Raw genomic sequence first — 13,027 nt, 5'->3', positions numbered from 1 at the left:
CCGTTACACGAAGTGGAACTGGGGAAGCCCTGTGTGTTCTGTCGGGATCAGTCTGGGCCCGGCCCGCGCTTGCTTCCATACCTAGGTTGACGTAGCGTAACTTGGTGAGACATTTCCAACACCTTGGCTGCATTTCCCTGTACAACAGTCGTATGAGATACCAGCCTTGCTACAACAAACAGAGTAAGCAGGGTCGGTAGTTTCTATATGTAAGGCGTGCAACGTATATAAATTGCCGTTTTTGCCGCTAGACGTTTCTTTCGGTTTCTTTTAGTGTTCAAGCGTGTGAATGTGTGCGCAGAGGTTGGTGAAACCCGTAGAGATTTGCAATGCAGTATCAGCGCCCATAAATCGAAGTTTTTTTGCGAGCCAAGAAGCGCAATTGGAGGGGGCCATGGCCACTTTTTCCAGCCAACCCAGGGTATGCGGACCATTGCATGCCGCCCAGGCAGATTCAGCAGTGGGACAGGGGGGATTTGCCGTGATGGGCAATCCCTCGTCCATCTGGCCCGATTTCATGATCGGCCAGGAACAGCGCCCGGTACGCGTCGTATTGGTGGACGACGACCCTCACATTCGCCTTGTGATCGGGCAGGAACTGATGAACGAACCGCGCACCCTCCTGGTGGCGCAGGCGGACTGCTTGCGTGAGGCGCGGCGAGCCATCAAGCTTCACGAGTTCGACGTCTTGCTGGTCGACCTGCATCTGGGCGACGGTGAGGGCTTTGAGCTGCTGGACTATGTGAAGAGCATTCGGCCGTCGGTGGAAACCATCGTGATTTCCGTGATGGAAAATGAAGACCAGGTGCTGCGTGCCTTTGAACTGGGCGCCACGGGCTTTCTCAGCAAGAATTCCTGGTTTGGCAGCTATGCCCAAGCGGTGCTGCAAGTGGTCAACGGGGGCGCATCGATCACGCCGAATCTGGCGCGCCGCCTGCTGCAGCGGTTTGATAAAACGGGAATAGCCGTCCCAACGCCGCGTGCGCGAGAGGAGCCTGAGCGTCTTTCGGTGCGCGAAAAAGAAGTGCTCAGGCTGGTCGCCAGCGGCTACACCAGCGTGGAAATCGGCGCCCGCCTGCTGATCAGCAGCATGACGGTGAATACGCATGTGCGCAATATCTACCGCAAGCTCCAGGTGCGCACCCGCGCGCAGGCCGTACGTTTTGCGTCCCTTCGCGGTTTGTTTTGAGCGTACACAGGCGGCGCATATCGAAAAGGAGACTCCGTGTCTCTTCCCCGGCCCCTGAACTTCCTCCTGCTTTGTCTCGGCCTGCTGCTGCTGCAACAGGCGTCGTCCAGCTTTGTGGCCTGGACCCTGTGGTCCCGGGCCGGGCCACTGATGCATGGGACTTGGGTGCTTGTGTTATCCACCGGGACGGTGCACCTGGTATTGCTGCTCGTGCAACTGCCGCGCGCGATGCGCTGGCGCCCGCGGCGCAGTGTTCGGCCGAGTACTGAGCTGCGGCAGGAGCGCCAGCGCATTGCCCGGGATCTGCATGACCGCGTAGGCTCGCAACTCGTCAACGCCCTGGCCCTGTTCGATCCGGCGAAGGAGACAGACGCCCTGCAGCGCGCCGCGCTGGAGCATGCATTGCTCGAGTTGCGCCTGCTGGTCGACGCCATGGGCGACCCGGACCGCACGCTCGTCGACCAATTGGCGCAGCTGCGCTACCGCCTTCAGCCGGTCCTTGCACGGCAAGGGATTGCCATCGAGTGGGAGGTCGGTGCCGCCAGCTTGCCGGACGCTCCCCGCGACCCGCTTCTGGCCGTGATCGCCCAGGAAGCCCTCAGCAATGTGATCCAACACGCGCAGGCCACTCGCGTCCGAGTGTCCCTGAACCGCTTGCCGGGCTCGAACACCTGGCAATTCGAGGTCTGCGACAACGGGCGTGGGCTCCCCCAGGCAAGCGCGGACAACGCACCGCAAGGAGGGTTTGGCATGAGCAGCATGCGCGAGCGGGTGCGCCAGGCCGGTGGGGAGCTGCAGTTCCTGCCATCGGCGCTGGGAGGCACCTGCCTGCGGGTAGTGCTGGCGCGCCGTCTGTAAACCAAGGTCTAGAAGACCTTGTGGCACACTGCGCCGCTTTTCTGATTGCCACTCCGTTCTCCATGCAAAAAATCATCCAGCAGCTCGCCCGTGAAATTCAGGTGGGAGCGCACCAGATCACCGCCGCCGTCGAATTGCTGGATGGCGGGGCCACGGTTCCCTTCATTGCGCGCTACCGCAAGGAGGCCACCGGCGGGCTGGACGACATTCAGTTGCGCGAGCTGGAAGCGCGCCTGTCGTACCTGCGCGAGCTTGAAGACCGGCGTGCCGTGGTACTGAAGACGATCGACGAGCAGGGCAAGCTGACCGATGCGCTGCGCCTGGCCATCGCCCAAGCCGAAACCAAGCAGGAACTTGAAGACCTGTACCTGCCGTTCAAGCAAAAGCGCCGCACCAAAGGCCAGATGGCGCGCGAGTTCGGCATCGAGCCGCTTGCCGACAAACTGTTTGCCGACCCAACCCTTGATCCTGTGGCCGAGGCGGCCGCCTTCACCAAGCCGGCGGAGGTGCTCGATGACGGCAAGCCCGGCGCCGATTTCTCCACCGTTCCCGCCGTGCTCGACGGTGTGCGCGATATCCTGTCCGAGCGCTGGGCCGAAGATGCGGCGCTGGTGCAGGGCCTGCGCGAGTGGCTGTGGACCGAGGGCTTGCTGCGCAGCAAAAAGGTGGATGGCAAAAACGAGGCCGACCCCGAAGTGTCCAAGTTTCGCGACTACTTCGAATACGACGAGCCCATAGGCCGCGTCCCTTCGCACCGCGCATTGGCCGTGTTTCGCGGCCGTGCGCTGGAGATTCTCGAAGCCAAGCTGGTGCTGCCCGTCGAACCCGAGCCAGGCAAACCCAGCATTGCCGAGGGCCGCATTGCCCTGCACCTGGGCTGGAGCCATGCGGGCCGCCCGGCGGACGACCTGATCCGCAAGTGCGTCGCCTGGACCTGGCGCGTCAAGCTCAGCCTCTCGACCGAGCGCGACCTGTTTGCCCGCCTGCGCGAAGACGCCGAAAAAGTAGCCATCAAGGTCTTTGCCGACAACCTGCGCGATCTGTTGCTGGCCGCGCCAGCCGGCCCCCGCGTGGTGCTGGGGCTGGACCCCGGCATTCGCACCGGCGTCAAGGTGGCGGTGGTGGACGCCACTGGCAAGCTGGTCGAGACCGCCACGGTGTTCCCGCACGAACCGCGCCGCGATTGGGACGGCGCGCTGCATACGCTGGCCCAATTGAGCGAGAAGCACGGCGTGCAGCTCATTGCCATCGGCAACGGCACCGCCAGCCGCGAGACCGACAAGCTCGCAGGTGAGCTCATAAAATTGATGCAAAAACGGCCTCCAGCGCAGACTGGACAAGCGCATCCAGCTATCGAAAAGATAGTTGTCAGCGAAGCCGGCGCCTCGGTCTATTCGGCCAGCGAATACGCGTCCCAAGAAATGCCCGACGTGGATGTGAGCCTGCGCGGCGCCGCCAGCATCGCCCGGCGCCTGCAGGACCCGTTGGCCGAGCTGGTCAAGATCGACCCCAAGAGCATTGGCGTGGGCCAGTACCAGCACGATGTGAACCAGAGTGAGCTGGCGCGCACGCTGGCCACCGTGGTCGAAGACTGCGTGAACTCGGTGGGCGTGGACCTGAACACCGCCAGCGTGCCGCTGCTGTCCCGCGTCTCGGGCCTCTCGGCCAGCGTCGCCAAGGCAGTGGTGCGCTGGCGCGATGCCAATGGCGCCTTCAAGAGCCGCAAACAACTCCTGGACGTGGCCGGCCTGGGGGCCCGCACGTTCGAGCAGAGCGCTGGGTTCCTGCGCATTCGTGGGGGTGACAACCCGCTGGATGTGACCGGCGTGCACCCGGAAACCTACCCCGTGGTCGAAGCCATCATGGCGAAGACCGGCACGCCGGCGGCCGAGCTGATGGGCCGCGCCGACATGCTCAAGACGCTCAAACCCGAGCTGTTTGCCAACGAAAAATTTGGCGTCATCACGGTGCGGGACATCCTCGCCGAACTGGAAAAACCCGGCCGCGACCCGCGCCCGGACTTCAAGGTCGCGCGTTTCAACGAAGGCGTGGACGATATCCGCGACCTGCGCGAAGGCATGGTGCTGGAGGGCACGGTGAGCAACGTCGCCCAATTCGGCGCTTTCATCGACCTGGGCGTGCACCAGGATGGACTGGTCCACGTCAGCCAGCTCGCGCACAAGTTCGTCAACGACGCGCGCGAAGTGGTCAAGACCGGCGACATCGTCACCGTGAAGGTGATGGAAGTGGACATTGAGCGAAAACGCATCGGCCTGTCGATGAAGCTCGGCGAAGCCCCATCGGGGGCGGGCGGCGCCAGGGGGCCGCGTGAAAACCGGTTCGAGGGGGCAGGGCGTGGGCAGAACGCGCCGCGCAGCCGCGACGCGGCGGCGCCCTCAGCCATGGCGTCGGCCTTTGCCAAACTGCGCAATCGCTGAGGCAGGACAGTCTTGGCGGCTTTACGGGTCACCCGCTTGAACTGACGGATGTGCTGCCGTGGATAATCAGCGCGTCCCAACCAACGCAGCGCCGATCCCATGGATTTGAATGCACTGCTGGCCTCGCCACCAGCGTTCCCGAGCCTGCCGCGCGCCGTTGCGCTGCTGATGGCCGAGCTGGCACAGGACGAACCCAATCTGCGGCGGGTGAATCAGTTTTTTGCCACCGATCCGGCCTTGGCTGCGCGCCTGCTGTGCCTGGCCAACTCGGACGAATTCGGCGGCCCGCGCCAGGTCGCCGGCCTCCCAGAGGCGCTGGCGCTGGCCGATACCGGGCAATTGCGCCAGTTGGTTGCCTCCGCGCCGCTGGGCACCACGTCGCGCTCGGTGCCGGGCATCAACATGCAGCAGTTCTGGCGCTACAGCCTGCATACGGCCAAACTGGCGCGTTCGCTCGCCGGTCACGTGCACCACAACCAGGCGGCGGCGTACACCGCCGGCCTGCTGCACGGCCTGGGCGAACTGGTGATCCATCTGGGTGACCCGGAGCGGGCGCAATCGCTCAACACGCTGGTGGCGCCGCTGGACCTGCGCCGCGCCAAACTGGAATCGCGCATCTTCGGTTTTTGCTATGGCCGGGTGAGCGGTGCGCTGGCCCGGCGCTGGCAACTGCCCGAGGCGGTAGTGGATGCGCTTAACTACCAGCACGCGCCCTTTGAGAACGACACCTACGAGCCGCTTGCCGGCATCCTGCATCTGGCCGCCTGGCGGGTGCGCGCACGCGAAGCAGGGCTCGAAGAGCGCGAGCTGGCGGTGAGTTTCCCCGACCAGGTGGGATTGCCGCTGGGCCTCGATATCGACATGGTGCTGCACCAGGACCCGATCGACTGGAGTGCGCCCAAGTTCGATACCGAGGCCGAGGCCGAGGCGGCCGGGCTGGACTACCTAGTCTAGTATTTCGCTCTTATTGGTGCTTTCAGAGCGATTCGCGCAGCATGGCGCGGTATTCATCAGGCGTTGCGACGCGCGGGTTGGTCTTGTGGCAGTGGTCGGCCATGGCCCCTTTGATGATCGCGTCGAATTGATCCTCAGTCACGCCCATGGCGGCAAGCCCTGAGGGCAGACCCAGCCGGGCGCTCATGTCGCGGATGGCGTCCGGGATGTCGCTCGCCGAGGCCAGCCCCATGGCGCCGGCCATGCGCTCCAGGCGCCGGTCCTTTTGCACCGAAGGCGCCTCGGCGTTGAAGCGCACCACGGCCGGCAGGAACATCGCGTTGAGCGTGCCGTGGTGCAGGCGCGGGTTCACGCCACCCAGGCTGTGGCTGAGCGAGTGCACCGCGCCCAGCCCTTTTTGAAACGCCATGGCGCCCTGCATGCTGGCGCTCATCATGTTCAGGCGCGCTTCGCGGTCGCTGCCATCTTGCGTGGCCCGTGCAATGCTGCCCCAGCCGCGCTCAAGGCCATCGAGCGCAATGCCGTCGGCGGGCGGGTTGAAGGCCGCCGACATGAAGGTTTCCATGCAGTGGGCAATCGCGTCCATGCCGGTGGCTGCGGTGAGCATCGGCGGCAGGCCCAGCGTCAGTTCGGGGTCGCAGATGGCGGCCTTGGGCAGCAGGTTCCAGGAGTGAAAACCGAGCTTGCGGTGGTCGTCCACGATGATGATGGCGCCGCGCGCCACCTCGCTGCCGGTGCCGCTGGTGGTGGGCACGGCAATCAGCGGCGCCACGCGTTCGCTGATGCGGGGCGAGCCGCCCTCAATGGTGGCGTAGTGCGTCAGCGGCCCTTCGTGTGTGGCGGCAATGGCAATGCCCTTGGCGCAGTCGATGGCCGAGCCGCCGCCTACCGCCACCAGGCCGTCGCAGTTGCCGGCACGGTACACCGCCACGGCCGCGCGCACAGCAGCTTCTGTGGGGTTGGATGGCGTCTGGTCAAACACACTCACGGGCAGGTCGCCCAGCGCATCCAGCGCCGTTTGCAGCACGCCGGCCGCCTTGACGCCTGGGTCGGTCACCACCAACGGGCGCTGGATGCCCACGCGCTCGCATTCCTGGCGCAGCAGGCGCACGGCGCCATGCTCGAACTGAATCTGGGTAAGGTAGTAAATGAGTGACATGGCGATTGGAGGCGTTCCCGCTACGATAGACCCACACACTTTACAACCGGGAGACACGCATGCCACGCAAGCAAACCCTCATCGCCCTGGCCTCCCTGGCCCTTGGCGTCGCCGCGGCGACATCGGCCCATGCCGCCTGCCTGAGCGATGTGCAAGTTGCAGAAATGGCCGAGCACTACGCCGCACGCACGCCCGCCGCCAACCCCGAAGGTCTCTCGGATGCGGATGGCGCCTGTACGCGCGCCAAGTTCAACAGCTTGTTGGCGCAGAAGATGGGCAAGGTCATTGGCTACAAAGCGGGACTTACCAACCCCGCTGTGCAAAAACGTTTCCAAACCGATCAACCCGTGTGGGGCAAGCTGTACGAAGGCATGGTGTTGCCAAGCGGCGCTGAGGTGCCCGCTGCTTTTGGCGCCCGCCCGCTGTACGAGGCCGACATGCTGGTGCGGGTCAAGAGCGCCAGCATCAACCACGCGCGCACCCCCATGGAGGTGCTGGAGGCGATTGACCAGGTCATTCCCTTCATCGAGCTGCCCGATTTGATGGTGCAGGCGCCTCCGAAGCTCAACGGCGCGGCAGTGAGTGCGATCAACGTCGGCGCGCGTCTGGGTGTGGCCGGCACGCCCATTCCCGTGCCGGTGACGCGCGCTGAGCGCTACGCCATGCTGGACGCCTTGCGCGACATGCAGGTGACGCTCACGGATGGCTCGGGCTACCTGCTCGGTGGCGGCAAGGGCAGCGACCTGCTGGAGCACCCGCTCAACGCAGTGGTCTGGCTGGCCGAGGCGCTGCAGAAAGAAAACATCACGCTCAAGCCGGGCGATCTGCTCAGCCTGGGCTCTTTCTCGCCGCTGCTTCCGCCCAAGGCAGGCCTGCACGTACAGGCCAATTACCAGGGCCTGCCGGGCGCTCAACCCGTGCGCGTGACCTTCAAGTGACCCAGGCGCACCCCAATATTCACGCCAGCCGATTGGCGCCGCAGATGCGCGGCGTGCTTGAACGCATGGAACGTGCAGGGCGACCGCGGTTGCACACGCTGTCTCCCGAGCAGGCGCGCGCAGCGTATGCGCTGGGTGCCGACATTCTCGAAGTGCCGCGCGCCGCGATGGAGCGGGTAGAAACGCTGGCCATTCCGACACGGGATGGTGCCCAGTTGGCAGCCCGGCTGGTGGCGCCCTCGCGCGCTGCACGCTTGCCGGTGCTGCTGTACCTGCACGGCGGAGGTTTCACCATTGGCAGCAGCGCCACGCACGACATTCTGTGCCGCGAGTTGGCGCGGCTGGCCGGCTGCATGGTGGTGTCGCTCGACTACCGTTTGGCGCCCGAACACCGCTTTCCCACGGCGTCGAATGATGCCTGGGACGCGCTCACCTGGCTGGCGGCCCACGCGCAGGAACTGGGTGCGGACTCTCAGCGCATTGCAGTGGGTGGCGACAGTGCGGGCGGCACGCTGGCGACCGTCAATGCCATCTTGGCGCGCGACGCCGGCCTGCCGTTGGCGCTGCAACTTCTCTTCTACCCCGGTTGTGCTGCGCACCAGGACACGCCCTCGCACAAGCAGTTCGCCCATGGTTTGGTGCTTGATGAGCCCGCCATCTCCTGGTTCTTCAACCAGTACGTGCTCGACCGGGCCGAGCGTGAAGACTGGCGCTTTGCACCGCTGCTCGCCCCGGATGTGGAAGGTGTCGCGCCGGCATGGATCGGCCTGGCCGAATGCGATCCGCTGGTGGACGAGGGCATTGATTACGCCGACAAGCTGCGCGCTGCCGGGGTGCCAGTGGACCTGGAAATCTACCGCGGCGTCACGCACGAATTCATCAAAATGGGCCGCGCCATCCCTGCGGCACGCACCGCCCATGCCGACGCGGCAGCTGCGCTGCGCGCTGCGTTCAATCTTGTGTAAGGAAGCCATCCATGCCATTGCAAGACTACCGTTGCCAGTCGCGTCTGCGCGTGCGCTGGGCCGAAATCGACATGCAGCGCATCGTCTTCAACGCGCACTACCTGACCTATTTCGATACGGCGATGACGGACTACTGGCGCGCGCTGGCACTGCCGTACGAGGACGCCATGCAGCAGCTCGGCGGCGAGATGTATTTGAAAAAAGCCACGCTCGAATACCACGCGTCGGCGCGCGAGGGCGATCTGCTGACCATCGGCCTGCGCTGCCTGCGTGTGGGCAATAGCTCGGTGCAGTTCGACGGCGGCATCTTTCGTGGTGAACAACTGCTGGTGTCGGGCGAGCTGATTTACGTGTTTGCCGACCCTGCGAACCAGCGGCCCATTTCGGTGCCGCCGCTGCTGCGCGAGCTGTTTGCCGGGTTCGAGGCCGGCGAGAGCCCGACGCACATCCAGTTGGGCGCCTGGCAGGATCTGGGCGAGCGCGCTGCACGTGTGCGCCAGGCCGTGTTTATCGATGAGCAGGGCATAGCGCCCGCGATTGAAATGGACGGGCAGGACGCGACGGCGCTGCATGCGCTGGTGACGAACCGGCTCTCCCAGCCCGTGGCCACGGGTCGGCTGGTCGTGCTTTCACCGGGCGTCTCGCGCATTGGCCGCATGGCCGTGCACCGGGCGCTGCGCGGCGGGCGCCTGGGGCGGCAGATGCTCGACGCCCTGGTGCAGGCCGCAGCCGATCGCGGCGACCACCAGGTGGTGCTGCATGCCCAGGCGAATGCGCAGGCGTTCTATGAGCGCGCCGGTTTTGCGGTGAACGGCCCGCGCTGCGAAGAAGCCGGTCTGCCGCATGTGCCCATGCAGCGCGCGCTGGTTACAGGTCGTCCTTGAGCGTGTAGGGCAGGGTGCCCAATCGAAGGACTTGGCCGTCCGCGCTGCCGGCATGCAGAGCGCCGGATTCGGCGGCAGAGAGCTGCAGTACCACGATGGCGTCCCAGCCGCCGCCGGGCGCAGGAGCCGTTTGCGCCACCACACCGCACGCTTGTTCGGGTTCCGTTGCGCTGAAGACCTCAGCGCCTGCTTCCAGAACGCCATCGGCATGGGCGATGAACGCGCGCCGCTTGATGGCGCCGCGAAACTGGCTGCGCGCCACCACCTCCTGGCCGGGGTAGCAGCCTTTCTTGAAGCTCACGCCATCGACCGATTCGTAATTGAGCATTTGCGGCACGAAAGCATCGACCAGCGGCGCCGTCAGCGTCGCCACGCCGCTTTGCACCTCGCCCCAAGCCCACAGGCCTTCGGGCAGCAGCGTGCCCACGGGCGCAGGGGTGCCGGCAGGTGCGACCCACAGGGCGCGGGGCACGGCGCCGGCGGGCGGCAATCCGATGACGGAAATATTGCCTAAATCGGCCTTAGCGCTTGTCTGCATTTCGCTACCAGCTACTTTTTCAATAGCACTTCCTGCCAAACCATAGAGCAGGAACTCTTCGCTGGCATCGCTCAGCTTTGCCTTGGCACGCATCACAAACATGGACATGCGCTTGAGCGTAGGCGCCAACAGGTCACGGCTGCAGACCAACAGCACCTCGGTGGGGCTGCGCTTGAAGCCGATGAAACTCGCTTGCATGCGGCCCTTGGCCGACAAAAATGCGGTCAGCCGGGCATGCTGCAGGTCCAGCAGGGCGAAGTCGTGGGTGAGCTGGCCGTGCAGGAATTTCACGGCGTTATCGCCTTCGGCGCGGATCACGCCGAGGTGGGGCAGGGGGGTGATGCCATCAAAGGGGGTTGTCATGCGTCAATTATCATTCCGGGCTCCCATTCATTGCAGGTAGCAGGGTTGTGCGTCGCGCTTTCAAAGGTTTGTTGTTGTTGGTGCTGGCGCTTGCTGCGGCGGCTGCGTGGTGGCTGCACGCGCCGCTGCCCATGGGCGACGCGGCTGTCGAGCTGGCCATCGAGCCCGGCACGGCCCCGCGCGGCGTGGCACGCGATGTGCAAGCCGCTGGCGTGCACACCGATGCGCGGCTTCTGTACTGGTGGTTTCGCCTCTCGGGCCAAAGCCGGCTGATCAGGGCAGGCAACTACGAAATCTTGCCCGGCACCACACCGCGCAGCCTGCTGGAAAAGCTGGTGCGCGGCGATGAAACGCTGCGCGCGCTCACTCTCGTCGAGGGCTGGAACTTCCGCCAGGTGCGCGCCGCCCTGGCCCAGGCCGAGTTGAAGCCCGACAGCGCCGGCCTGACCGATGCCGCACTGATGGACCGCCTGGGCCGCACCGGTGTGGCGGCCGAAGGGCGGTTTTTCCCCGATACCTACACCTACGCCAAAGGCGCGAGCGACCTCGCGGTGCTGCGCCGCGCCCTGCACGCCATGGACCGGCAGCTTGCCGCTGCGTGGGAGCAGCGCGCCGCCGACACCCCGCTCAAGTCGCCCGATGAAGCCCTGGTGCTGGCCAGCATCGTCGAGAAGGAAACCGGGCGTGAGGCCGACCGCGCCCTGGTGGCCGGGGTGTTCACCAACCGCCTGCGCGCCGGCATGCTGCTGCAGACCGATCCCACGGTGATTTATGGCCTGGGCGAGCGCTTTGACGGCAACCTGCGCAAGCGCGACCTGCAGACCGATACGCCCTACAACACCTACACCCGCCCAGGTCTGCCGCCCACGCCGATCGCCATGCCCGGCAAGGCCTCGCTGCTTGCCGCTGTGCGGCCTGAACCCACCCAGGCGCTGTACTTTGTGGCACGGGGCGATGGCAGCAGCCATTTCAGCAGTTCGCTGCAAGAGCACAACCGCGCCGTCGACCGCTACCAGCGCGGCCATTAAGGAACGTACCGCATGGCAACCAGAGGTTTATTCATCAGCTTCGAGGGCATCGATGGTGCCGGCAAGTCCTCGCACATCGAGCCGCTGGCCGACGCCTTTCGTGCCCAGGGGCGCACGGTGGTGCGCACGCGCGAGCCGGGCGGCACCGAGCTGGCCGAGTCGCTGCGCGAGCTGCTGCTGAACCGCACCATGGACGCCTTGACCGAAGCCCTGCTGGTGTTTGCCGCCCGGCGCGACCATATCTGCCAGGTGATTGCGCCCGCCCTGGCGCGCGGCGAGGTGGTGCTGTGCGACCGCTTTACCGACGCCACCTTTGCCTACCAGGGCGCCGGGCGCGGCTTTAGCCTGGAAACGCTATCACTTCTGGAGCGCATGGTGCAGACAGGCATTGCGGTAGAGCCTGATTTGATGCTTGAACCCGACCTCACGCTGTGGTTCGACGTGGCGCCTGCGGTCGCCGCTGAGCGCCTGGCCTTGGCACGCGCACCCGACCGGTTTGAGGCGCAGGATGCCGCTTTCTTCGAGCGTGTGGCCCAGGGCTATGCCGCCCGCGCCCAGGCCGCGCCAGAGCGCTTTGTGCGCATCGATGGGGCGCAATCGCGCCACGCCGTGTGGCAGCAGCTCACCAACGCCCTGGTGCGCCGTGGCTGGCTGGCCATCATGGTGGCCGCCAACGGAGGGCCAAAGTGAGCGCAGCGCCCTGGCTTGCCAGCCAGCGCACACAGCTGCTGGCGCAGCGAGGCCATGCCTGGTTGCTGCACGGCCCTTCGGGACTGGGCCAGTTCACGCTGGCGATGGAGCTGGCCCGTGCCTGGCTGTGCGAAGCGCCTGGCGCCGAAGGTGCCTGCGGCCAGTGCCCCAGCTGCCACGCCATTGGCGTGCACGCCCACGCCGACCTGGCGGTGCTGATGCCCGAGACGGACATGCTCGCGCGCGGCTGGCCGCTGCCCGAAAAGGCCCAGGCCGATATCGACGACAAGAAGCGCAAGCCCAGCCGCGAGATCCGCGTGGACGCCATGCGCGACACCGTAGAGTTCGCCCAGCGCACCAGTGCGCGCGGGCGTGGCAAGGTGGTGGTGGTCTATCCGGCCGAACAGATGAACGCCATCACCGCCAACGCCCTGCTGAAAACGCTGGAAGAGCCCGCCGGCGACACCCGATTCGTGCTCGCCACCGAAGCAGCCCATGCCTTGTTGCCCACCATCCGCAGCCGCTGCATGGCGCACGCGCTGCACTGGCCACCGAAAGAGCAGGTGCTGCAATGGCTGGCGCAGCAGGGCGTCGCAGCCGAGGTGGCCGCGGTGCTGCTGCGCGCCGCCGGTGGCAGGCCAGACGATGCACTGAACTTCGCCAAGGCCGGCGCCAGCCCGGCGGCCTGGGCCGCCTTCCCCAAGGCCATGCAGCGGGGCGACGTGCGTGCCGTGGAAGGCTGGAACCCCGGCGAGGCCATTGCCGCGCTGCAAAAGCTCTGCCACGACCTGCAGGTCGTGAGCACCGGCGCCGCACCGCGCTATTTCGAAACGGCTGATTTGCCGCCGCCGCCGGGTCTTGCCGTCCTGGCGCGCTGGAGCAAGGAACTGGCGCAAGCGAACCGTACCGCCGACCACCCCTTCGTGGTTCCCTTGATGCTGGAGGCGCTTGTCGCGCAGGCGAGAAACGTCCTACACTCGGCCGCAGCCACCGCCAAAAATACCCCATGAGCAGTACCCCCAC

General features: G+C 65.8%; 12 protein-coding genes. 10 read left to right on the top strand and 2 right to left on the bottom strand.

All coding sequences use genetic code 11. The features are described from left to right. The first annotated feature begins 484 nt into the window (after nt 1-484). From AC07ZH_RS14330 to AC07ZH_RS14315, 4 genes are all read left to right on the top strand, one after another. A complete protein-coding gene (locus AC07ZH_RS14330; protein ID WP_245960516.1) occupies nt 485-1,189 on the top strand; it encodes a response regulator transcription factor in 705 nt (234 codons plus the stop codon). 36 nt (nt 1,190-1,225) lie between these two features. Continuing rightward, nucleotides 1,226-2,047, top strand: a complete 822-nt coding sequence (locus tag AC07ZH_RS14325; protein ID WP_495200309.1) for a sensor histidine kinase — start codon at nt 1,226-1,228, stop codon at nt 2,045-2,047. A gap of 62 nt (nt 2,048-2,109) precedes the next feature. Next, on the top strand, nt 2,110-4,485 hold the full coding sequence (locus tag AC07ZH_RS14320; RefSeq protein ID WP_495200308.1) for a Tex family protein: 2,376 nt from the start codon (nt 2,110-2,112) through the stop codon (nt 4,483-4,485). Nucleotides 4,486-4,584: 99 nt separating this feature from the next. Further along, nucleotides 4,585-5,439 (top strand): HDOD domain-containing protein, encoded by an 855-nt coding sequence (locus tag AC07ZH_RS14315; RefSeq protein ID WP_495200307.1) that lies wholly within the window; start codon nt 4,585-4,587, stop codon nt 5,437-5,439. A 22-nt stretch (nt 5,440-5,461) separates the two neighbouring features. On the opposite strand, the gene gbd is transcribed toward AC07ZH_RS14315, so the two are convergent. Next, on the bottom strand, nt 5,462-6,598 hold the full coding sequence (gbd, locus tag AC07ZH_RS14310) for a 4-hydroxybutyrate dehydrogenase (protein WP_119107593.1): 1,137 nt from the start codon (nt 6,596-6,598) through the stop codon (nt 5,462-5,464). 59 nt (nt 6,599-6,657) lie between these two features. Between gbd and AC07ZH_RS14305 the strand changes: the two genes are divergently transcribed. From AC07ZH_RS14305 to AC07ZH_RS14295, 3 genes are read left to right on the top strand one after another with little or no spacing between them, the layout of a single operon-like run. Further along, the gene (locus tag AC07ZH_RS14305; RefSeq protein WP_495200306.1) at nt 6,658-7,536 is read left to right on the top strand and encodes a 2-keto-4-pentenoate hydratase; all 879 of its coding nucleotides are present in this window, start codon (nt 6,658-6,660) and stop codon (nt 7,534-7,536) included. Nucleotides 7,537-7,580: 44 nt separating this feature from the next. Continuing rightward, nucleotides 7,581-8,501 carry an alpha/beta hydrolase gene (locus tag AC07ZH_RS14300; RefSeq protein WP_495200355.1) on the top strand — a complete coding sequence of 307 codons (921 nt, stop codon included), beginning with the start codon at nt 7,581-7,583 and terminating at the stop codon, nt 8,499-8,501. Between the two features lie 11 nt (nt 8,502-8,512). Continuing rightward, entirely contained in the window at nt 8,513-9,385 is an 873-nt protein-coding gene (locus AC07ZH_RS14295; protein WP_495200305.1) for a YbgC/FadM family acyl-CoA thioesterase, read from the top strand. Here the strand turns inward: AC07ZH_RS14295 and ygfZ are convergent. Further along, entirely contained in the window at nt 9,369-10,286 is a 918-nt protein-coding gene (gene ygfZ / locus AC07ZH_RS14290) for a CAF17-like 4Fe-4S cluster assembly/insertion protein YgfZ (RefSeq protein WP_495200304.1), read from the bottom strand. The genes AC07ZH_RS14295 and ygfZ overlap by 17 nt on opposite strands. A gap of 47 nt (nt 10,287-10,333) precedes the next feature. Between ygfZ and mltG the strand changes: the two genes are divergently transcribed. The 3 genes from mltG to holB are packed head-to-tail and all read left to right on the top strand — an operon-like array spanning nt 10,334 to nt 13,014. Beyond that, nucleotides 10,334-11,314, top strand: coding sequence for an endolytic transglycosylase MltG (gene mltG, locus AC07ZH_RS14285; RefSeq protein WP_119107597.1), 981 nt, complete (start codon nt 10,334-10,336; stop codon nt 11,312-11,314). A gap of 12 nt (nt 11,315-11,326) precedes the next feature. Beyond that, the gene (gene tmk, locus AC07ZH_RS14280; RefSeq protein WP_495200303.1) at nt 11,327-12,004 is read left to right on the top strand and encodes a dTMP kinase; all 678 of its coding nucleotides are present in this window, start codon (nt 11,327-11,329) and stop codon (nt 12,002-12,004) included. Then, nucleotides 12,001-13,014, top strand: a complete 1,014-nt coding sequence (gene holB / locus AC07ZH_RS14275) for a DNA polymerase III subunit delta' (protein WP_495200302.1) — start codon at nt 12,001-12,003, stop codon at nt 13,012-13,014. Before tmk ends, holB begins: the two co-directional genes overlap by 4 nt. The last annotated feature ends 13 nt before the right edge of the window (nt 13,015-13,027 follow it).

This window comes from Simplicispira sp. GW247-4R2A (assembly GCF_059424465.1).
The sequence above is the reverse complement of the archived record's forward strand: the minus strand, read 5'-3'. Positions and strand labels throughout refer to the sequence as shown.

What these genes read in the sequence shown, in the direction of transcription:
- AC07ZH_RS14330 (WP_245960516.1), top strand. Translation starts at nt 485, where the DNA reads ATGGGCAATCCCTCGTCCATCTGGCCCGATTTCATGATCGGCCAGGAA.
- AC07ZH_RS14320 (WP_495200308.1), top strand. Translation starts at nt 2,110, where the DNA reads ATGCAAAAAATCATCCAGCAGCTCGCCCGTGAAATTCAGGTGGGAGCG.
- AC07ZH_RS14315 (WP_495200307.1), top strand. Translation starts at nt 4,585, where the DNA reads ATGGATTTGAATGCACTGCTGGCCTCGCCACCAGCGTTCCCGAGCCTG.
- gbd (WP_119107593.1), bottom strand. Translation starts at nt 6,598, where the DNA reads ATGTCACTCATTTACTACCTTACCCAGATTCAGTTCGAGCATGGCGCC.
- AC07ZH_RS14305 (WP_495200306.1), top strand. Translation starts at nt 6,658, where the DNA reads ATGCCACGCAAGCAAACCCTCATCGCCCTGGCCTCCCTGGCCCTTGGC.
- AC07ZH_RS14300 (WP_495200355.1), top strand. Translation starts at nt 7,581, where the DNA reads ATGCGCGGCGTGCTTGAACGCATGGAACGTGCAGGGCGACCGCGGTTG.
- AC07ZH_RS14295 (WP_495200305.1), top strand. Translation starts at nt 8,513, where the DNA reads ATGCCATTGCAAGACTACCGTTGCCAGTCGCGTCTGCGCGTGCGCTGG.
- ygfZ (WP_495200304.1), bottom strand. Translation starts at nt 10,286, where the DNA reads ATGACAACCCCCTTTGATGGCATCACCCCCCTGCCCCACCTCGGCGTG.
- tmk (WP_495200303.1), top strand. Translation starts at nt 11,327, where the DNA reads ATGGCAACCAGAGGTTTATTCATCAGCTTCGAGGGCATCGATGGTGCC.